This window comes from Aeromonas sp. Y293-4, assembly GCF_027705905.1.
GTDB classification, from domain to species: domain Bacteria; phylum Pseudomonadota; class Gammaproteobacteria; order Enterobacterales; family Aeromonadaceae; genus Aeromonas; species Aeromonas veronii.
Genome location: NZ_JAPDCI010000008.1, coordinates 90,496 through 109,212, shown reverse-complemented (window position 1 = coordinate 109,212; position 18,717 = coordinate 90,496). Strand labels below are relative to the sequence as shown.

Annotated in this window: 19 protein-coding genes; 16 read left to right on the top strand and 3 right to left on the bottom strand. The window is 57.8% G+C overall.

Features of this window, described 5'->3' with window-relative positions; genetic code table 11:
- Positions 1-6: 6 nt before the first annotated feature.
- Together trmD and rplS are read left to right on the top strand one after the other, a co-directional pair.
- A complete protein-coding gene (gene trmD / locus OKC31_RS11040) occupies positions 7-756 on the top strand; it encodes a tRNA (guanosine(37)-N1)-methyltransferase TrmD (RefSeq protein ID WP_247823903.1) in 750 nt (249 codons plus the stop codon).
- 32 nt (positions 757-788) lie between these two features.
- Positions 789-1,136 (top strand): 50S ribosomal protein L19, encoded by a 348-nt coding sequence (gene rplS / locus OKC31_RS11035; protein WP_005313505.1) that lies wholly within the window; start codon positions 789-791, stop codon positions 1,134-1,136.
- A gap of 108 nt (positions 1,137-1,244) precedes the next feature.
- On the opposite strand, the gene OKC31_RS11030 is transcribed toward rplS, so the two are convergent.
- Both OKC31_RS11030 and mutH read right to left on the bottom strand, forming a co-directional pair.
- Complete coding sequence (locus tag OKC31_RS11030) at positions 1,245-1,568, bottom strand: isoamylase early set domain-containing protein (protein WP_270656974.1); 324 nt, start codon at positions 1,566-1,568, stop codon at positions 1,245-1,247.
- 80 nt (positions 1,569-1,648) lie between these two features.
- Positions 1,649-2,323 (bottom strand): DNA mismatch repair endonuclease MutH, encoded by a 675-nt coding sequence (gene mutH, locus OKC31_RS11025; protein WP_042059668.1) that lies wholly within the window; start codon positions 2,321-2,323, stop codon positions 1,649-1,651.
- Positions 2,324-3,056: 733 nt separating this feature from the next.
- On the opposite strand from mutH, the gene rppH reads away from it, so the two are divergent.
- The 8 genes from rppH (at position 3,057) to OKC31_RS10985 (ending at position 10,655) form a co-directional block, all read left to right on the top strand.
- Positions 3,057-3,584: an RNA pyrophosphohydrolase gene (gene rppH, locus OKC31_RS11020; protein ID WP_005340421.1), complete on the top strand. Its 528-nt coding sequence runs from the start codon at positions 3,057-3,059 to the stop codon at positions 3,582-3,584.
- A 14-nt stretch (positions 3,585-3,598) separates the two neighbouring features.
- On the top strand, positions 3,599-5,878 hold the full coding sequence (ptsP, locus tag OKC31_RS11015; RefSeq protein WP_247823904.1) for a phosphoenolpyruvate--protein phosphotransferase: 2,280 nt from the start codon (positions 3,599-3,601) through the stop codon (positions 5,876-5,878).
- Between the two features lie 67 nt (positions 5,879-5,945).
- Positions 5,946-6,770, top strand: coding sequence for a prolipoprotein diacylglyceryl transferase (gene lgt, locus OKC31_RS11010; RefSeq protein WP_247823905.1), 825 nt, complete (start codon positions 5,946-5,948; stop codon positions 6,768-6,770).
- Positions 6,770-7,564, top strand: a complete 795-nt coding sequence (gene thyA, locus OKC31_RS11005; RefSeq protein WP_005340427.1) for a thymidylate synthase — start codon at positions 6,770-6,772, stop codon at positions 7,562-7,564. Before lgt ends, thyA begins: the two co-directional genes overlap by 1 nt.
- A 223-nt stretch (positions 7,565-7,787) precedes the next feature.
- Positions 7,788-8,978, top strand: a complete 1,191-nt coding sequence (nhaA, locus tag OKC31_RS11000; RefSeq protein ID WP_236320071.1) for a Na+/H+ antiporter NhaA — start codon at positions 7,788-7,790, stop codon at positions 8,976-8,978.
- Positions 8,975-9,382: a hypothetical protein gene (locus OKC31_RS10995; RefSeq protein ID WP_127006944.1), complete on the top strand. Its 408-nt coding sequence runs from the start codon at positions 8,975-8,977 to the stop codon at positions 9,380-9,382. The genes nhaA and OKC31_RS10995 overlap by 4 nt, the downstream gene beginning before the upstream one ends.
- On the top strand, positions 9,369-10,301 hold the full coding sequence (gene nhaR, locus OKC31_RS10990) for a transcriptional activator NhaR (RefSeq protein ID WP_005340434.1): 933 nt from the start codon (positions 9,369-9,371) through the stop codon (positions 10,299-10,301). Before OKC31_RS10995 ends, nhaR begins: the two co-directional genes overlap by 14 nt.
- Before the next feature lie 51 nt (positions 10,302-10,352).
- Positions 10,353-10,655: an ArsR/SmtB family transcription factor gene (locus OKC31_RS10985; RefSeq protein WP_013724128.1), complete on the top strand. Its 303-nt coding sequence runs from the start codon at positions 10,353-10,355 to the stop codon at positions 10,653-10,655.
- Between the two features lie 49 nt (positions 10,656-10,704).
- On the opposite strand, the gene rpsT is transcribed toward OKC31_RS10985, so the two are convergent.
- Complete coding sequence (rpsT, locus tag OKC31_RS10980; protein ID WP_005308808.1) at positions 10,705-10,968, bottom strand: 30S ribosomal protein S20; 264 nt, start codon at positions 10,966-10,968, stop codon at positions 10,705-10,707.
- 191 nt (positions 10,969-11,159) lie between these two features.
- Here rpsT and murJ point away from each other — a divergent pair, with 191 nt between their 5' ends.
- The 6 genes from murJ (at position 11,160) to ispH (ending at position 18,594) form a co-directional block, all read left to right on the top strand.
- Positions 11,160-12,722 (top strand): murein biosynthesis integral membrane protein MurJ, encoded by a 1,563-nt coding sequence (gene murJ / locus OKC31_RS10975; protein ID WP_247823906.1) that lies wholly within the window; start codon positions 11,160-11,162, stop codon positions 12,720-12,722.
- 155 nt (positions 12,723-12,877) lie between these two features.
- Positions 12,878-13,852 carry a bifunctional riboflavin kinase/FAD synthetase gene (ribF, locus tag OKC31_RS10970; RefSeq protein WP_202003204.1) on the top strand — a complete coding sequence of 325 codons (975 nt, stop codon included), beginning with the start codon at positions 12,878-12,880 and terminating at the stop codon, positions 13,850-13,852.
- Positions 13,852-16,713 carry an isoleucine--tRNA ligase gene (gene ileS, locus OKC31_RS10965; protein ID WP_247823907.1) on the top strand — a complete coding sequence of 954 codons (2,862 nt, stop codon included), beginning with the start codon at positions 13,852-13,854 and terminating at the stop codon, positions 16,711-16,713. Before ribF ends, ileS begins: the two co-directional genes overlap by 1 nt.
- On the top strand, positions 16,713-17,210 hold the full coding sequence (gene lspA / locus OKC31_RS10960) for a signal peptidase II (protein WP_005340447.1): 498 nt from the start codon (positions 16,713-16,715) through the stop codon (positions 17,208-17,210). The genes ileS and lspA overlap by 1 nt, the downstream gene beginning before the upstream one ends.
- The gene (gene fkpB, locus OKC31_RS10955) at positions 17,207-17,659 is read left to right on the top strand and encodes an FKBP-type peptidyl-prolyl cis-trans isomerase (RefSeq protein ID WP_042059691.1); all 453 of its coding nucleotides are present in this window, start codon (positions 17,207-17,209) and stop codon (positions 17,657-17,659) included. Before lspA ends, fkpB begins: the two co-directional genes overlap by 4 nt.
- Positions 17,659-18,594 carry a 4-hydroxy-3-methylbut-2-enyl diphosphate reductase gene (gene ispH / locus OKC31_RS10950; protein ID WP_247823908.1) on the top strand — a complete coding sequence of 312 codons (936 nt, stop codon included), beginning with the start codon at positions 17,659-17,661 and terminating at the stop codon, positions 18,592-18,594. The genes fkpB and ispH overlap by 1 nt, the downstream gene beginning before the upstream one ends.
- The last annotated feature ends 123 nt before the right edge of the window (positions 18,595-18,717 follow it).

Below are 18,717 nucleotides of genomic sequence, written 5' to 3'. Positions count from 1 at the left end.
TTTCTTATGTGGATTGGGGTTATTAGCCTCTTCCCTGAAATGTTCCGAGCCATTACCGAGCACGGGGTAACGGGTCGGGCCGTCAAGAGTGGCCTGCTGCAGATTGAGTGCTGGAACCCCCGGGAGTTTACCCACGATAAACACCGTACGGTCGATGATCGTCCTTATGGTGGTGGGCCCGGCATGTTAATGATGGTTCAGCCGCTGCGTGACGCGATTCATGCAGCCAAGCAAGCGGCGGGAGACGGGGCGAAAGTCATCTATCTCTCTCCTCAGGGACGCAAGCTGACTCAAGCGGGCGTAACCGAGTTGGCGAGGAATCAGAAACTGATTCTGGTAGCCGGTCGATACGAAGGTATCGATGAACGCGTGATACAAACCGAAGTCGACGAAGAGTGGTCTATCGGGGATTACGTGTTAAGTGGTGGCGAGTTGCCTGCCATGACCCTGATCGATGCGGTTTCGCGTCTGGTCCCTGGGGTTTTGGGCGATCAGGCCAGTGCCGAGCAAGACTCCTTTACGGATGGCTTGCTGGATCATCCCCACTACACTCGGCCGGAGGTGTTGGATGGATTGGCGGTGCCCGAGGCGCTGACAAGCGGCAATCACGAAGTGATTCGACGCTGGCGTCTCAAGCAGTCGCTCGGACGAACCTGGCAAAGAAGGCCGGAACTTATTAACAACCTAGCTCTGACTGACGAGCAAGAATCACTTCTTGCCGAGTATGTCCGCGAAGTGCGTGACAGCGTTAAGTAGAGTTTTCAGTTTATCCTAGGTAAGGAAAGACAATGAGCAAGATTATTCAGCAGCTTGAACAAGAGCAACTGCGTACCGACATCCCGGCTTTTGCCCAGGGCGACACTGTACGTGTTCAAGTTCGTGTTAAAGAAGGTGGTAAAGAGCGTCTGCAGGCTTTCGAAGGCATCGTTATTGCCAAGCGTAACCGCGGTCTGCACTCTGCTTTCACCGTTCGCAAGATCTCCAACGGCGAAGGTGTTGAGCGTGTATTCCAGACTCACTCTCCGCTGATCCACAGTGTAGAACTGAAGCGTCGTGGTGATGTTCGCCGCGCCAAACTGTACTACCTGCGCAACCTGTCCGGCAAAGCTGCTCGTATCAAAGAGAAGCTCAACTAATTCAATTCGAATTGGTGTCGGTATGTCGGCAAATAGCTCGACAGGTAGTGAAAAGGCTCGTCAATGGCGAGCCTTTTTTGTATCCGTCTATTGGCTATCCGGGAGCCGTTACTGGATGACCCGAACTACCGAGTTGTCGCGCCCGAAGGGGCCTGGCACATAGTCATCCGCTGCCCAGTCATTCTCGAAGAGGGTTTCCCCTGCCGGTGTGATGAGCTGGTAGCAATATTCGAAGTATCCCGGGCCGTCGGTCGGCAGATTGAGGGTGGCTTTGAACTCGCCGCTCTTCATGCGTTTCAGCTCGACCGGTTGCCACTGGGTGAACTCGCCGATCAGCATCACCTGTTCCGCTCCTGCAGCCGCCTCTTTCTCTACGGCAAAGGTCACCTTGACCTCGGGCTTGGACTTCAAAAACTGTTTGATCAGTGGCATGACGCCTCCTTGTCTGTGAGTTAAAAATGGCTCCTGTCTATTTTTATACCACCATATGACAAAGATGTTGATAAGGCAGATCAAGTCGGCAAGGCAAAATAGCGTTGCAGCAAACTGTGGGTGAAGTCGATCTTGAGATAGAAGCCGCGGGGCAGGGTCATGATGGGTTGACCATCGCGGCCGATAGCGCGAGTCAGCGCCTTGTTGTTGGCCGCCTTGGGCCGCAGTTGCATCACCTGGCCGTGGCGCGCGCTGATCTGCTCCACTTCTCCCAGCACTATCATGTCCATCAGCTCCTCCCAGTCCTGACGCAGTAGCCGATCTTCCTCTTCATTCGGGCTCCACATCAGCGGCATGCCGACCCGCCGCTCGCCAACCGGGATCTCGCGACTGCCTTCCACCGGGATCCAGAGCACTCGGGAGAGCTTGTTGCGTACGTTTGACTCCTCCCAGCGCTGGCCGCTGACGCCGATCAGCGGGGCGACACAGACGAAGGTGGTCTCCAGCGGCTTGCCTTGAGGATCCACGGGGATCGTCTTGAGTTCGATCCCCAGCTCCGGGAAGTCCTGTTCCGGCTTGCTCCCTGCGCTGGCCCCCAGTTGCAGCTCGATCAACTGACCGACCCACCCCTTGTCACGGCGCAGATCGTTGGGCACCGCGACGCCAGCCTCGGCGGCCAGCTGCGCCAGCGTGAAGCCGGCCATGGCATAGGCGCGGCTCAATAACTCCTGCTCGGATTGGGGATTGCTTGGCATGTTTGGCTCCATCTTGCTCGCCATATTCTAACAGGGGAGGATCCCGAGAAGGATCGCTGTTTTTATAACCGATCCTGAGTGGATAAGATCAAATGCAGAGAATTTGGGGGCTATCAGCTCATCGTAATGATTTTAAAGGGTTTTGTCTGTTTTATCGAGCAGTAAGCCAGGTCTGGTTTGACCTCGAAATAGTTGTCCAAGGGTTTGTGCATGATGTTACACACAGTTATCCACAGAAATCTTGGATAAGTGGATGAAAGTGGTTGGAGTCGCTGATATGTTACAAAAAATTGTGAATGCCACCCCATTTTTACAGGGTAAACGGGGTAGATATTGTGCCACTCCTGTGGATAATTTCGCCGCGGTGGATCTTTGAGCAGTTGAACTTGTTCACAATCCGGATCATGGATCTGACTCTTGGGGGAACATGGATCTAGATCCAGTTGTTTTATCTCAAGCTTATAAAAAATAACGATTTTTTATATTTTATGTCACGTGGTGATACGGAGGGGCACTTTTCGCGTACAGTTAAAAAGTACTGTATATACCCGTTTGCTAACAGCTTTATGCACAGCCTGGGTGGGCAACTTGGGGGCGCGGATCCTTGGATTTGTTTATAAGTATGTTTGAAATTGAAAGTTATTCATGAAACAGGGGATTCACTCCTTGTTTGCTGCCACGGAGTGAATGTGGAACAATCTCCTTATAGATTCAGCCTTTATAAGGTGATCACGTGATTGATGGCGACGGATTTCGTCCCAATGTCGGTATCGTGATCTGTAACCGTGAAGGACAAGTGTTGTGGGCTAAACGCTATGGGCAGCACTCCTGGCAGTTTCCGCAGGGGGGGGTTGATGATGGTGAAACGCCAGAGCAGGCCATGTATCGAGAGCTGTATGAGGAGATTGGCCTCAAGCCCGAAGATGTGACCATCATGGCCACCAGTCGTAACTGGCTAAAGTACCGTTTACCCAAACGTCTTGTCCGCTGGGACAGTTCACCGGTCTGTATTGGCCAAAAACAAAAATGGTTCCTGTTACAGCTGAATTCGGGCAAGGAGTCGCGGATCCAGTTCGGCTGTCATGGCCATCCCGAATTTGACGACTGGCGTTGGGTCAGCTTCTGGTATCCGGTGCGTCAGGTCGTCTCGTTCAAGCGGGAGGTTTATCGCCGGGTCATGAAAGAGTTTGCCCCGCTGGCGATGCCAGTGCCGGCAGTACAGGTCAACAAGAAGGATGGGCGACGCAATCGCGCCCGTTAAGGAGCACAGATTAGTTGTTAACGGAACTGAGACGTATCGTCGAGAGCATGGCCGAGGCCAATACCCTCGAGCAGGCCTTGCAGGCATTGGTGAGCCAGACCCGGCACGCCATGGCAGTGGACTGCTGCTCCGTCTATGTCTCGGAACCCGAGGTGCGCCGCTATCTCCTGGCGGCTACCGACGGCTTGGCCCCGTCCGCAGTCGGCAAGGTGACTCTGCCCTACGAGCAGGGCATCGTCGGTCTGGTGGGTCAGCGGGAAGAGCTGATCAACCTGGCTGATGCCCCCACGCATCCCAGTTTCAAATTCCTGCCCGATGTCGCCGAAGAGGCGTTCCGCTCCTTCCTCGGTGCACCCATCATGCACCAGCGTCAGGTGGTCGGCATTCTGGTGGTGCAGCAGAAGGAGAGTCGCCGCTTCGATGAGGGGGAAGAGTCCTTCATGGTCACCCTGGCGGCCCAGCTGGCGGCGCGGATTGCCCAGGCGCAGGCCAAGGGGTGGTTGCAGAAGACCGACTGGAGCAAGCCGCTGCGCGGTATTGCCGGTGCCAGCGGTATCGCCATGGCCAAGGCCTGGGTGTGGCGGCCCCGTAAGGCGCTCTCGTCCATTACCCCGCGCAAGGATGAAGACCATGCCAGCCAGCTGGCGCGGCTGGAGCTGGCGGTTGAGGAAGTGCGGCACGACTTGGAGAGTCTGGCGCTGCGTTTTCGCGAGAGCTACAGCCAGGATTCGGTGGCGATCTTCGATATCTACCTCCATCTGCTCAGCGATCCCGGTTATATCAAGCCGATCCGCAACAAGGTGAGCAAGGAGCACTGGACTGCGGTCTCGGCGGTCAAGCTGATCAGTGATCGCTTGATCGAGCAGTTCAAGGGGATGAAGGATCCCTACTTGCAGGAGCGCTCCACCGACGTGAAGGATATTGCCCAGCGGCTGATCAGCCGACTGGTGCAGAATGAGCCGGAACATATCTCCATCGGTGAGCCGGTGGTGCTGGTTGCCGACGAGGTGACCGCCACCATTCTGGCAGAAGTGCCTCGCGAGTATCTGACCGGGGTGGTCTCGCTCAAGGGGGGGACCAACTCCCACGCGGCCATTCTGGCCCGCGCCATGGGGGTCGCCGCCATCATGGGGGTCGATCTGCCCCTCGGCGACATCGGCGGTCGCATGCTGGTCGTCGATGGCTACAGCGGCGATCTCTTCATCGAACCCAATCAGGTGATCCTGACCGAGTATCGTCAGTTGCTCAATGAAGAGCGGGCACTCGATACCCTGGTGCGCAGTGCCGACAACCTGCCATCCGAGACGGCCGACGGCACCAAGGTATCCCTGCTGCTCAACGCCGGGCTCAGTGCTGATACCGAGATCTCCCTCAACCAGCTGGCGGACGGGGTGGGCCTCTATCGCACCGAGATCCCCTTTATGCTGCAGGAGAGCTTCCCCTCAGAGTGGGAGCAGACAGCCCGTTATCGCGGCATTCTGGAGACCTACCGCAACCGGCCGGTCTGCATGCGGACGCTGGATGTGGGCGGCGACAAGCCGTTACCCTATTTCCCCATCGTCGAGGAAAACCCCTTCCTTGGCTGGCGGGGGATCCGGATCACCCTGGATCACCCCGAACTGTTTCTGGTGCAACTCAAGGCGATGCTGCGGGCCAGCGAAGGGCTGGACAATCTGGCCATCATGCTGCCGATGATCAGCAGCGTCAGCGAAATCAAGGCCTCCCGTCGTCTGCTGGATCAAGCGTGGCGAGAGGTGTCGGAAGAGGCGGCAAGCCGCGATGCGGTGATCCGCTACCCCAGCCTTGGGGTGATGATCGAGGTGCCCTCAGCCCTCTTTATCTTGCCGGAGATGGCGCCGCTCATCGACTTCTGGTCGGTGGGCAGTAACGACCTGACCCAGTACCTGCTGGCGGTAGATCGCAACAACTCCCGGGTTGCCAACATCTACGATGCCTTCCATCCTGCGGTGATCCGCGCCCTGCAACAGCTGGTTGATGCTTCCCACCGTTACCAGAAGCCGGTGTCGGTCTGTGGCGAGCTGGCCGGTGATCCGGTTGGTGTGTTGCTGCTGCTGGCCATGGGCTATCGCCGCTTCAGTATGAACACCCACAACATCGCCCGGATCAAGTACGTGCTGCGTCAATCCACCCTGAGCGAGTTGACCGAACTGATGGCCGATGGCCTCAAACATGACAACCCCCACGTACTGCGCGGCCTGTTTGCCCGCTATCTGGAGGAGCATGGTTTGGGCGGTTTGCTGCGAGCCGGTCATAAATCGAAACAGAGTGATTGATAATCATGCCTTGTCCCTGCTGACGAATGATCGGAAAATGCGGCTTTTATTTTGACTGGGGCCGCATATGCAGCACGATGGATATTGGGTTTTCTCGCAGATTGATCCCGTAGCATTCAGTTTGGGACCACTATCGGTACGCTGGTATGGTCTCATGTACCTGTTCGGTTTCGCGTTTGCCATGTGGCTTGCCGGCCGTCGCGCCGATGCACCGAACAGCGGCTGGACCCGCAACGAGGTGTCGGATCTGCTGTTTTACGGCTTCCTCGGGGTGATCCTCGGTGGCCGTGTCGGTTACGTGCTGTTTTACAACTTCGATCTCTTCCTCGCGGATCCCACCTACCTGTTCAAGATCTGGACCGGCGGTATGTCGTTCCACGGTGGTCTGATCGGGGTGATCACCGCGATGATCTGGTTTGCCCACAAGACCAAGCGCCACTTCTTCACCGTGGCCGACTTTGTGGCACCGCTCATTCCGTTTGGTCTCGGCGTCGGCCGGATCGGCAACTTCCTCAACGGCGAGCTGTGGGGCCGGGTCACCGATGTGCCCTGGGCCATCATCTTCCCGGAGGCCGGCCCCGAGCCGCGTCATCCCTCCCAGCTCTACCAGTTCGCGCTGGAAGGGGTGGTGCTGTTCATCATCCTCAACCTGTTCTGGCGCAAGAACCCGCCGCGCGGTGCCATCTCCGGCATGTTCCTGCTGTTCTACGGCCTGTTCCGCTTCCTGGTGGAGTTTGTCCGCCAGCCAGACAGCCAGCTCGGTCTCTACTTTCAGGAGATCAGCATGGGCCAGATCCTCTCCACCCCGATGATTATCGCCGGTGCCCTGATGATCTGGGCCGCCTACAAGCGTTCGCAGTTGTTCGGTAATGCCGTGAAGGAGGCGAAATAATGCGAGCTTATCTCGACCTGATGCAGAAAATCCTCGATGAGGGGACCGTCAAGTCTGACCGTACCGGCACCGGTACTGTCTCTCTGTTCGGCCATCAGATGCGCTTCAATCTGGCGGAAGGTTTCCCGCTGGTGACCACCAAGAAGTGCCACCTGCGCTCCATCATTCACGAGCTGCTCTGGTTCCTCAATGGCGATACCAATACCGCCTATCTGAAGGAAAACGGCGTTAGCATCTGGGATGAGTGGGCCGATGAGAATGGCGATCTGGGGCCGGTTTACGGCGCTCAGTGGCGCTCCTGGCCTGCGGCCGACGGGTCTGTCATCGACCAGATCCAGAAGGCGGTGGATGACATCAAGCACAACCCTGATTCGCGCCGCATCATCGTATCTGCCTGGAACGTGGGCGAGCTGGACAAGATGGCGCTGGCTCCCTGCCACGCCTTCTTCCAGTTCTATGTGGCGGACGGCAAGCTCTCCTGCCAGCTCTACCAGCGCAGTTGTGATGTGTTCCTCGGCTTGCCGTTCAACATTGCCAGCTACGCCCTGCTGACCCACATGATGGCCCAGCAGTGCAATCTGGAAGTGGGTGACTTCGTCTGGACTGGCGGTGATGTGCACCTCTACTCCAACCACATGGAGCAGACAGCCTTGCAGCTCTCCCGCGAGCCGCGCCCGCTGCCGACCCTGGTGATCAAGCGCAAACCTGACTCCATCTTCGATTACAAGTTCGAGGATTTCGAGATCGAGGGTTATGACCCCCATCCCGGCATCAAGGCGCCCGTCGCCATCTGATAGCAAGGCGCCTCAGGGCGCCTTTTTTATGCAGTTAAATAATTGAAAATTCATTTTATTGATTAATAAGACGGTAGCCAGAGACGAGGAAAAACCTGCTTATAGCAGGTATGTTCTATTTTGCTTTCGGTTTTTTCGTTGTATTGAGCAGCAAGAAACGATTTTCCATTGGTTGTTGCAAGGGATAGACTCAAACCAAAGCAATACGGTGGAAAATTTAACCATGAGTGACGTAATCAAAAAGTTCCTGAAGCTGGAGGCCGCCTCCGGAATTATTCTGATCATGGCTGCCATGCTGGCAATGATTTTAGCCAATACCGCGCTGGCTGGCGGGTATCAGGCGTTTCTCGACACGCCGGTGCAGGTGCGCATCGCTGCCCTCGACATCAACAAGCCACTGCTGCTCTGGATCAACGATGGCTTTATGGCGATCTTCTTCCTGCTGGTTGGTCTGGAAGTGAAGCGTGAAATGCTGGAGGGGGCGCTCTCCTCTCGGGTGCAAGCGACTTTTCCGGCTATTGCGGCGGTGGGCGGCATGCTGGCTCCGGCATTGATCTATGCCTTTTTCAACTACTCGGACGAAGTGGCACGTGCTGGCTGGGCGATTCCGGCTGCGACCGACATCGCCTTTGCCCTCGGGGTGATGGCGCTGCTTGGCAAGCGGGTGCCGGTGAGCCTCAAGGTATTCCTGCTGGCGCTGGCCATCATGGATGACTTGGGTGTCATCATCATCATCGCGCTTTTCTATACCCAGCAGCTGTCGCTTGAGGCGCTGGCCATCGGTATTCTGGCAACCCTCACTCTGCTTTGGATGAATCGCCGTGGTGAGGACAGGATCAGCCTTTACATGCTGGTTGGTCTGGTGCTCTGGGTTGCGGTGCTGAAGTCTGGCGTCCATGCGACCTTGGCAGGCGTGGTAGTGGGCTTTATGGTCCCACTTAACGGCAAGCGTTACGCCTCGCCGCTCAAGTATCTGGAGCATCAGCTGCACCCCTGGAGTGCCTATCTGATCCTGCCGCTGTTTGCCTTTGCCAACGCAGGGGTATCGCTGGAGGGGATTGGTTTCTCCTCCCTGCTGAGTCCGGTACCGATGGGGATCATGCTGGGACTGTTTATCGGCAAGCCGCTCGGGGTGTTCACCATCAGCTGGCTGTCGGTCAAGCTGGGCATCGCCCAGTTGCCGCCCGGGGTCAATTTCAAGCAGATTTTTGCGGTCAGCATCCTCTGTGGCATCGGGTTCACCATGTCGATGTTTATCGCGTCGCTCGCCTTCGAGCACGGTGGGCTGGATTATGGCAGCTACTCTCGCCTCGGGATCCTGGTGGGCTCCACCATGGCGGCGGTAGTCGGCTATCTGGCCTTGCGCATGGCCCTTCCCAAGGGAGAAGGGGAACAGAGTACGGAGGGACTATGAAGCTGCATATAGGGTTGTTGATGCTGTTGTTGAGCCCAGCGGCATGGGCCGGCGGGCTGGAGGATTGCAAGCAGGACGCCGCTTCGGCGAACTGCTCTGCCTATCTGAACGGGGTGGTAGACAGTGCCCTGCTGCTGGGGGACAAGCAGGCCAAGGCGCGCTTTGGCGAGACCTTCTCCGAGCGGGCGCTAAGCAGCCGGGCTGGCGAGATGGTCAAGCGCTCCAACAAGCGTTATTGCGCTGATCGGATGCCGGACAAGGCACGCCTCAAGGCCACTCTGATGGAGCAGTTTGGCGCGAACAAGGTTGACTCGGTTAGCGACATGTATGACATTCTGGCGGTTGAACTCAGCTGCTACCGGAGTCCGCGTCAAGCGGGAACCCCATCGGATGTCACACCTTAACTATAACCATCTCTACTATTTCTGGATGACTCAGAAGAAGGGCTCCGTTACCCAGGCAGCGGAAGCCCTTTTTTTGACCCCGCAAACCGTCACCGGTCAGATCAAGCTGCTGGAGCAGCGCCTCGGGGGCAAGCTGCTCAAACGCAAGGGGCGCTCTCTTGAGGCGACCGAGCTGGGCCAGCTGGTGTTTCGCTATGCCGACAAGATGTTCAGCCTCTCCTACGAGATGCTCGATATCGTCAACTACCGCAAGGAGAGCCAGATCCTGTTCGACGTCGGCATCGCCGATGCCCTCTCCAAGCGCCTTGCCAGCCGCGTGCTTCTCTCTGTCATCCCCAATGATGGTTCCATCCATCTGCGCTGTTTCGAATCGACCCACGAACTGCTGCTGGAGCAGCTGAGCGAACACAAGCTGGATATGATCCTCTCCGACTGTCCAGTGGACTCCAGCCAGCATGCGGGGCTGCTCTCCAAGCGGTTGGGCGGCTGTGGCGTCAGCTTCTTCTGCAAGGCGCCATTGCCCGAAAAGCCCTTTCCCGCCTGTCTGGAAGAGCGCAAGCTACTGATCCCCGGTCGCCGTACCGCCATGGGGCGTCAGCTGACCCAGTGGTTCGAGCAGCAGGGGGTTTCTCCCAGCATTCTTGGCGAGTTTGATGATGCCGCCTTGATGAAGGCGTTTGGCTTCTTCAATCAGGGCATCTTTATGGCTCCCACCATCTATCGGGAGGAGATCCTCGAGGGGGAGGGGGTGATGCTGATCGGGGAAACCCAGGATCTGATGGAGGAGTATTACGTCATCTTCGCCGAGCGGATGATCCAGCATCCGGCGGTGAAGCGGGTCTGCGAGAGCGATTTTACCTTTCTCTTTTCCGGCCAGGAGAACTTCTCCGCTATCCAGCCGGCCACCCTGTCGTTTTAAAACGACCCGTCACCACGTATCATCGGCGATCAGTGGTAGAGGAGAGATGTGATGCAACTTGAAGAGATGGAAGCCAATGCGAGTAAAGCGGTGGCCTTGCTCAAGGCGCTGGCCAACGAACGGCGACTGTTTATTCTGTGCCAGTTGCTGGAGCGCGAACTGTCAGTGGGGGAGCTCAACGAGCGATTGGGATTGAGTCAGTCGGCCTTGTCACAGCATCTGGCGCTGCTGCGGCGGGATGAGCTGGTGACGACGCGTAAAGAGGCCCAGACGGTCTACTATTCACTGCGCAGCCATGAGGTGCGTGAAATGATCAGTTTGCTGCATCGACTTTATTGCAGCGCAGATAAATAAAAAACCGGCACTAAGGCCGGTTTTTTCAGCTTTGATCAGCAGAAGCTGATTAAGCCATAGCTTTGATCTGGGCAGACAGGCGGCTCTTGTGACGAGCAGCTTTGTTCTTGTGGATCAGGCCTTTGGTCGCCATACGATCCATGATCGGCTGAGCAACAGCGAAAGCGGCAGTCGCAGCAGCTTTGTCGCCAGAGGCGATAGCAGCAATGACTTTCTTCAGGTAGGTACGGGTCATGGAACGACGGCTGGCGTTGTGCTGACGGCGTTTTTCTGACTGAAGAGCGCGCTTCTTAGCAGATTTGATGTTAGCCAAGGTAAAACTCCTAAAACTGTCTTAGCGAGTGTATTGAAAAGGCCCGGAAATATGCCCTTCCAACCACATATTGTCAAATGATTTGTGCAAATAAACACCGCCTCCCGGTGGTGTGTCAGTAGGGAGACGGTTAAACTGTCGGCCGATTCTAGCAGCATTCTTTTCATTCTGACAGTTCCAGAGGCCTCGTCTTGAGTAAGAAATTGATCAAATCCGGCATGATAGTGTCCGGAATGACGCTGGCATCCCGCGTAATGGGCTTGGTTCGCGATGTGGTCATCGCAAATCTGCTCGGTGCCGGGGTGGCCGCCGACGTCTTCTTTTTTGCCAATCGCATTCCCAACTTTCTGCGTCGCCTGTTCGCCGAAGGTGCCTTCAACCAGGCCTTTGTTCCCGTGATGACGGAGTACAAGAAAAATGGCGACGAGGGGGAGGTGCGTGAATTGCTGGCGGCGGTAGCGGGCACGCTGGGGGGGATAGTGACTGTGGTCACCCTGCTTGGTGTGCTCGGTTCGGGTGTGCTGACCGCGCTGTTTGGCTGGGGCTGGTTCTGGGACTGGCTGCACGGCGGCCCTGCGGCCGAGAAGTTCGAGCTCGCCAGTCTGATGCTCAAAATCACCTTCCCTTACCTCTGGTTCATCACCTTTACCGCCATGGCGGGGGCTATCCTCAACACCTTCGGCCGCTTTGCGGTCTCGTCGTTTACGCCGGTGTTTCTCAACATCACCATGATTGCGGCGGCCTGGTGGATTGCGCCACTGATGGACAAACCTGAGATCTCGCTGGCGATTGGTGTCTTTTTGGGCGGTTTGGTGCAGTTTTTGTTCCAGTACCCCTTTTTGCGCCAAATCAACATGCTGGTATGGCCCAAGTGGGGATGGAATCACCCTGGGGTGGTGAAGATCCGTACCCTAATGATCCCCGCCCTGTTCGGGGTATCGGTCAGCCAGATCAACCTGTTGGTCAATACCATGCTGGCTTCTTTCCTCGCGACCGGTGCCATCAGTTACCTCTACTATTCTGATCGCCTGCTGGAGTTCCCCCTCGGTCTGTTTGCAGTGGCCATCAGTACCGTGATCCTGCCTGCGCTGGCGAAGAAGCATGTGGATGCCGATCCGGCGGACTTCTCCCGCACCATGGATTGGGGGGTGCGGATGGTGATGCTGCTCGGCTTGCCCGCCATGATAGGCATTGCGGTCATGCGCGAGCCGATTCTGCGGGTGCTGTTCATGCGCGGCGAATTTGGTCTGCATGAAGTGAGTATGTCGAGCGCCAGCCTGCTGGCCTCCACTACCGGTCTGCTTTCCCTGATGCTGATCAAGGTGCTGGCGCCCGGTTACTACGCCCGTCAGGACACCAAGACGCCGGTGCGGATCGGGGTGATGTCGATGATTGCCAACATGGTCTGCAACCTCATCTTCATCTACCCGCTCGGTTACGTGGGGCTGGCGCTCTCGACCGCCTGCTCGGGCACTCTGAATGCGGCCTTGCTGTTCAAGGGGCTGTACCAGCAGAGCGTCTATCGTCCCTCCCGCCATACCGGCGTGTTCTGCCTCAAGCTGCTGGTCGCCAGCGTGCTGATGGGGGGCGTGCTCGCCTACCTGTCGCCGGATCTGGCCCAGTGGGGCGCATGGAGCATGGGCAAGGCCAGTTTGCAGCTGACCATGCTGCTGTCGCTGGGGGCTGCGGTCTATGCCGTGGTGTTGCTGCTGTTGGGCATTCGGCCGCATCACCTTAAATCGGGGCAGCAGTAGCCGTGATCCTGCGGCGTCATGGGGATAGTGCCCCATGGCGCCGCCAAGGGGCGGGATTGGGCCCGGATAGTTGAAATCAGGCTATGAGGGCTGACCCTGCCTGCTGCCTGATATATAATCCGCCGATTTCCATGGCAGCAACGCACAAGGCACTGATGGAGCTTATTCGCGGCATTCACAATCTCAAGCCCCGTCACCGGGGATGTGTATTAACCATTGGCAACTTTGATGGGGTTCATCAGGGTCACCATGCGGTATTGGCACGTCTCAAGGAGAAAGCGGCCCAGCTGGGATTGCCCGCCTGCGTCATGCTGTTTGAGCCGCAGCCGCTGGAGCTGTTTGCCGGCACGGCAGCGCCCGCCCGGCTGAGCCGGTTGCGGGAAAAGTACGAAGCACTGCAGGGGCTGCAGATCGACCGCATGCTCTGCGTGCGCTTCAGCCACCGTTTTGCCGAGCAGGCGGCCTCGACCTTCATCGAGCAGTTGCTGGTGGAGAAGCTCGGAGTGCGCTATCTGGTGGTCGGCGACGATTTTCGCTTCGGCAAGGGGCGGGAAGGGGACTTCCACCTGCTGGAGGAGGCGGGTCATCGCTTCGGCTTCGAGGTGATCAGTACCCAGAGCTTCCAGCTCGAACGGCAGCGGGTCAGCAGCACCCTGGTGCGTGAAGCCCTTAAGGCGGGCCGGATGGCGGAAGTGGAGCTGATGCTTGGCCGTCCCTACACCATCAGCGGCCGGGTGGCTCACGGCGACAAGCTGGGGCGCACCATAGGTTTTCCCACCGCCAATCTGGCCCTCAAGCGTCAGGTGATCCCGGTCGGTGGCGTGTTTGCGGTGGAAGTGATATGTTCCGGCAAGACCTTCCCCGGTGTAGCCAATGTGGGTGTACGGCCGACCTTGAGCGGTACACAAGCCAGATTGGAAGTACATCTATTTGATTTTTCTGGTGATCTATATGGTCAGCAGGTCAAGGTGCTGCTTCGCCACAAGCTGCGCGAAGAGCAGAAGTTTGCCTCTTTCACTGCCTTGAAAGAGCAGATCGAACGAGATGCCCTGGCGGCCCGAGCCTGGTTCGGGCTGCCACAATTCAATTTACCCAGCACTCTTTTAGAAAAGAAGGGAACCCAGGACTGATGAGCGACTATAAACACACCCTGAATCTTCCGGAAACCGAGTTTCCGATGCGTGGCGATCTGGCCAAGCGCGAACCCAACATGCTGAAACGTTGGTACGATCAGGATCTCTACGGCGCTATTCGCCGCGCCAAAGCGGGCAAGCCTTCTTTCATTCTGCACGATGGCCCCCCCTATGCGAACGGCAACATTCACATCGGTCACTCGGTCAACAAGATCCTCAAAGACATCATCATCAAGTCCAAGGGCCTCTCCGGTTTCGATTCCCCCTATGTGCCGGGTTGGGATTGCCACGGTCTGCCTATCGAACTGAAAGTGGAAGGCATGGTCGGCAAGCCGGGTGAGAAGGTTTCCGCTGCCGAATTCCGTGCCGAGTGCCGCAAATACGCCAAGACCCAGATCGAAGCGCAGAAGACCGACTTCATCCGTCTGGGTGTGCTGGGTGACTGGGAACACCCCTATCTGACCATGGATTTTGGCACCGAAGCCAACATTATCCGCTCCATGGCCAAGATCGTTGAAAACGGCCACTTGCACAAAGGCTCCAAGCCGGTGCACTGGTGTACCGATTGCGGCTCCGCGCTGGCTGAAGCCGAGGTTGAGTACTACGACAAGAACTCCCCCTCCATCGATGTGCGCTTCAAGGCTGTTGATGAGGCGACCGTTGCCGCCAAGTTTGACTGCGCCGAAGGCCACACCGGCAAGGGCCCGCTCTCTGCGGTGATCTGGACCACCACTCCGTGGACCCTGCCAGCCAACCGCGCCATCGCCATGCACGCCGATCTGGATTACGCACTGGTGCAGGTTGAAGGGGAGAACCCCGAGCGTCTGATCCTGGCCGCCGAGCTGGTCAAGGATGTGATGGATCGCGCCGGTATCGAGAAGTTCCACAATCTGGGTTACGCCAAGGGCGCGGCACTCGAGCTGCTGCGCTTCAACCACCCCTTCTACAGCTTCGATGTACCTGTGGTACTGGGTGACCACGTCACCTTGGATGCCGGTACCGGTGCCGTTCACACAGCCCCTGGCCACGGTCAGGAAGACTTCGTGGTCGGTCAGAAGTACGGTTTGGAAGTGGCCAACCCGGTTGGCAGCAACGGTGTTTACCTACCGGATACCGAACTGTTTGCCGGCCAGCATGTGTTCAAGGCCAATGCCTCCGTGATCGAAGTGCTGACCGAGCGCGGCGCCCTGCTGCATCACAAGGTGTTCAACCACTCCTATCCGCACTGCTGGCGTCACAAGACCCCGATCATCTTCCGTGCCACCCCGCAGTGGTTCATCAGCATGGAGCAGAAGGGTCTGCGCAAGCGCGCACTGGAGGAGATCGAGCGCATCGAGAAGGACGGCATTGCCCAGCAAGGCCAGAGCGGCTGGGTACCGGCCTGGGGTAAAAACCGCATTCAGGCGATGGTCGAGAACCGTCCTGACTGGTGTATCTCCCGTCAGCGTACCTGGGGTGTGCCCATCTCCCTGTTCGTCCACAAAGAGACCCAGGAACTGCATCCGGAATCCGTGCGCCTGATGCACGAAGTAGCCAAGCGGGTCGAGCAGTCCGGCATCCAGGCCTGGTGGGATCTGGACAAGGCGGAGCTGCTGGGTGCCGATGCCGACATGTACGACAAGGTGCCTGACACTCTGGACGTCTGGTTTGACTCCGGTTCTACCCATGCTTCCGTGGTTGATGCCCGTCCCGAGTTCAACGGCAAGCCAGCCGACATGTATCTGGAAGGTTCTGACCAGCACCGTGGCTGGTTCATGTCCTCCCTGATGATCGGTGTGGCCATGAAAGACAAGGCTCCGTACAACCAGGTGCTGACTCACGGCTTCACAGTGGATGGTCAGGGTCGCAAAATGTCCAAGTCCATCGGCAACGTGGTGAGCCCGCAGGACGTAATGAACAAGCTGGGTGCCGACATCCTGCGTCTGTGGGTAGCGAGCACTGACTACACCGGCGAGATGACTGTCTCCGACGAGATCCTCAAGCGCTCTGCCGATGCTTATCGTCGTATTCGCAACACTGCCCGCTTCCTGCTGGCCAACCTGAACGGCTTCAATCCGGCGACCGACATGGTGGCGCCTGCCGACATGGTAGTGGTGGATCGTTGGGCTGTCGGTCGTGCCAAGGCGGTACAGGCCGAGATCATGGCGGCATTCGACGAGTACAACTTCCACGGTGTAACCCAGAAGCTGATGCAGTTCTGCTCCATCGAGATGGGCTCCTTCTATCTGGATGTCATCAAGGATCGTCAGTACACCGCCAAGGCTGACAGCCTGGCCCGTCGCTCTTGCCAGACCGCCCTCTATCACATCGCCGAGGCTATGGTGCGCTGGATGGCGCCGATCATGAGCTTCACCGCTGATGAAATCTGGGCACTGCTGCCGGGTGAGCGCGGCGAGTTCGTCTTCACCGAAGAGTGGTACGATGGCCTGTTCGGGCTGGAAGCGGGTGAATCCCTCAACGACGATTTCTGGGCCGAGATCCTCACCGTGCGTGGTGAAGTGAACAAGGCGCTGGAAGTGGCCCGTGGCGAGAAGCGTATCGGCGGCTCCCTGCAGGCCGAACTGACCCTGTTCGCCAAGCCGGAGCTGGCTGCACGCCTGAATGCCCTGGCTGATGAGCTGCGTTTCGTGCTGCTCACCTCCAAAGCCAAGGTTGTGGAGGCTGACACTGCGCCGGAAGGCTCTGTGGCAACCGAGCGTGATGACCTGTGGCTGAGCGTTGCCCAGTCTGTCGCCGCCAAGTGCGACCGCTGCTGGCACCATGTAGAAGATGTGGGTACCATCGCGGGTCACGAAGAGATCTGTGGTCGCTGTGTGACCAACGTTGAGGGTGACGGCGAAACGCGTCAATTTGCCTGATGAACATGACTCAACATAAAAGCGGCCTGCGTTGGCTGTGGCTGGCAGTGCTGGCCTTTGTACTGGACCAGGCGAGCAAGCTCGCCGTGGTCAAGTTGCTGCCATTTGGTTACCCGGGGGTGGAGATCACCCCCTTCTTCAACCTGGTTCATGTCTACAACAAGGGCGCCGCATTCAGCTTTCTGGCTGATCAGGGGGGCTGGCAGCGCTGGTTCTTCGCGGTGCTGGCTTTTGCCATCTGTGGATTGCTGATCCACTGGCTGCGCAAGCAGTCGGTGACCCAGCGTTGGAGCGGTATCGCCTATTCACTCATCATCGGCGGCGCCCTCGGCAACGTCTTTGATCGACTGGTGCTGGGCCATGTGGTCGATTTCCTCGACTTCTACTGGCAGCGTGCGCACTGGCCGGCATTTAATCTGGCCGACAGCTTTATCTTTATCGGTGCCGCCATGATTGTGCTGGACGGTTTCCGTGGTGAGAAAAAGGAGCAGGCATGAGCCAGCAGATCACCGCTAACAGCAGCGTGCTGTTCCACTTCTCCATCAAGCTGGAAGATGGCTCGGTTGCCGACAGCACGGCGCTGCACGGCAAACCTGCCCGCCTGCGGATGGGCGATGGCAGCCTGACCCCCACCTTCGAGCAGTGTCTGCTGGGCCTGTGCGAAGGGGAGAGCAAGAGTTTTACTCTGGCGCCGGAAGAGGCCTTTGGTCTCTCCAATCCCGACAACATCTACCATCTCGACCGTGCCAAATTTGGCGCCGATGTGGAGCCAAAAGTCGGCACCATCATCCTGTTCGATCAGCCCAATGGCAGCGAGCTGCCGGGCATCATCCGGGCGGTAGCCGGGATGTCGGTCACGGTCGATTTCAACCACCCGCTGGCCGGTCATACCGTCACCTTCGAGGTGGAGATCCTGGGCGTTGATGATGAGGAGAAGGTGCATTAATGGATATTCTGCTCGCTAACCCTCGCGGTTTTTGCGCCGGTGTCGATCGCGCCATCAGTATTGTCGAGAGCGCGCTGGAGAAGTTCGGTGCCCCCATCTATGTCCGCCACGAAGTGGTGCATAACCGCTATGTGGTGAACAAGTTGAAAGATGCGGGCGCTGTCTTCGTCGAGGAGCTCGATGAGGTGCCGGATGACAGCATCGTCATTTTCTCTGCTCACGGCGTGGCCAAAACAGTGCGCGAGATGGCCAAGTCCCGCGCCCTCAAGGTATTTGATGCCACCTGTCCGCTGGTGACCAAGGTTCACATGGAAGTCCATCGCGCCAGTCGCAAGGGCTCCGAAGCCGTGCTTATTGGTCATGCTGGCCACCCCGAGGTGATCGGGACCATGGGTCAGTACGAGAATCGCGAAGGCGGTATGTATTTGGTGGAGACACCGGAAGATGTCGCCAAGCTCAAGGTGAAGAATCCGGATGACCTCTGCTTCGTCACCCAGACTACCCTGAGCGTGGATGAGACCTCTGACGTGATCGATGCGCTGCGCAAGCACTTCCCCAAGATCCAGGGGCCGCGCAAGGACGATATCTGCTACGCCACCCAGAACCGTCAGGATGCGGTGCGGGAGATGGCGGGGCTGGTGGACGCCATGCTGGTGGTGGGATCTCGCAACTCTTCCAACTCCAACCGTCTGCGGGAGCTGGCCGAGAAGGTGGGCGCCAGAGCCTATCTTATCGACGATGCGTCGATGATTGAGGCGAGCTGGCTGGAAGGGGTGAAGGCGATCGGAGTTACTGCCGGCGCATCCGCCCCTGAGGTGCTGGTGCAGTCGGTCATCGCTCGTCTGCGTGAGCTGGGTGGCAAGATGGTTACCGAGCACCCGGGCCGGGAAGAGAACGTGGTGTTTGAAGTGCCGCCAGAGCTGCGGATCCTCTGATCCCTGTCATCTCGCTAGATGTCGGTTTATTGCCAAAGCCACCTCGTTGAGGTGGCTTTTTTGGTCCCAACGAGTCCTTTGTGCATGTTCGCAACCAGATCGCAGCAAAAATTGATGATGTAG

Excerpts from the sequence above, each read along its gene's own strand:
- trmD (WP_247823903.1), top strand. The coding sequence starts at position 7 with ATGTGGATTGGGGTTATTAGCCTCTTCCCTGAAATGTTCCGAGCCATT.
- rplS (WP_005313505.1), top strand. The coding sequence starts at position 789 with ATGAGCAAGATTATTCAGCAGCTTGAACAAGAGCAACTGCGTACCGAC.
- OKC31_RS11030 (WP_270656974.1), bottom strand. The coding sequence starts at position 1,568 with ATGCCACTGATCAAACAGTTTTTGAAGTCCAAGCCCGAGGTCAAGGTG.
- mutH (WP_042059668.1), bottom strand. The coding sequence starts at position 2,323 with ATGCCAAGCAATCCCCAATCCGAGCAGGAGTTATTGAGCCGCGCCTAT.
- lgt (WP_247823905.1), top strand. The coding sequence starts at position 5,946 with ATGCAGCACGATGGATATTGGGTTTTCTCGCAGATTGATCCCGTAGCA.
- thyA (WP_005340427.1), top strand. The coding sequence starts at position 6,770 with ATGCGAGCTTATCTCGACCTGATGCAGAAAATCCTCGATGAGGGGACC.
- nhaA (WP_236320071.1), top strand. The coding sequence starts at position 7,788 with ATGAGTGACGTAATCAAAAAGTTCCTGAAGCTGGAGGCCGCCTCCGGA.
- OKC31_RS10995 (WP_127006944.1), top strand. The coding sequence starts at position 8,975 with ATGAAGCTGCATATAGGGTTGTTGATGCTGTTGTTGAGCCCAGCGGCA.
- nhaR (WP_005340434.1), top strand. The coding sequence starts at position 9,369 with ATGTCACACCTTAACTATAACCATCTCTACTATTTCTGGATGACTCAG.
- OKC31_RS10985 (WP_013724128.1), top strand. The coding sequence starts at position 10,353 with ATGCAACTTGAAGAGATGGAAGCCAATGCGAGTAAAGCGGTGGCCTTG.
- ribF (WP_202003204.1), top strand. The coding sequence starts at position 12,878 with ATGGAGCTTATTCGCGGCATTCACAATCTCAAGCCCCGTCACCGGGGA.
- ileS (WP_247823907.1), top strand. The coding sequence starts at position 13,852 with ATGAGCGACTATAAACACACCCTGAATCTTCCGGAAACCGAGTTTCCG.
- lspA (WP_005340447.1), top strand. The coding sequence starts at position 16,713 with ATGAACATGACTCAACATAAAAGCGGCCTGCGTTGGCTGTGGCTGGCA.
- fkpB (WP_042059691.1), top strand. The coding sequence starts at position 17,207 with ATGAGCCAGCAGATCACCGCTAACAGCAGCGTGCTGTTCCACTTCTCC.
- ispH (WP_247823908.1), top strand. The coding sequence starts at position 17,659 with ATGGATATTCTGCTCGCTAACCCTCGCGGTTTTTGCGCCGGTGTCGAT.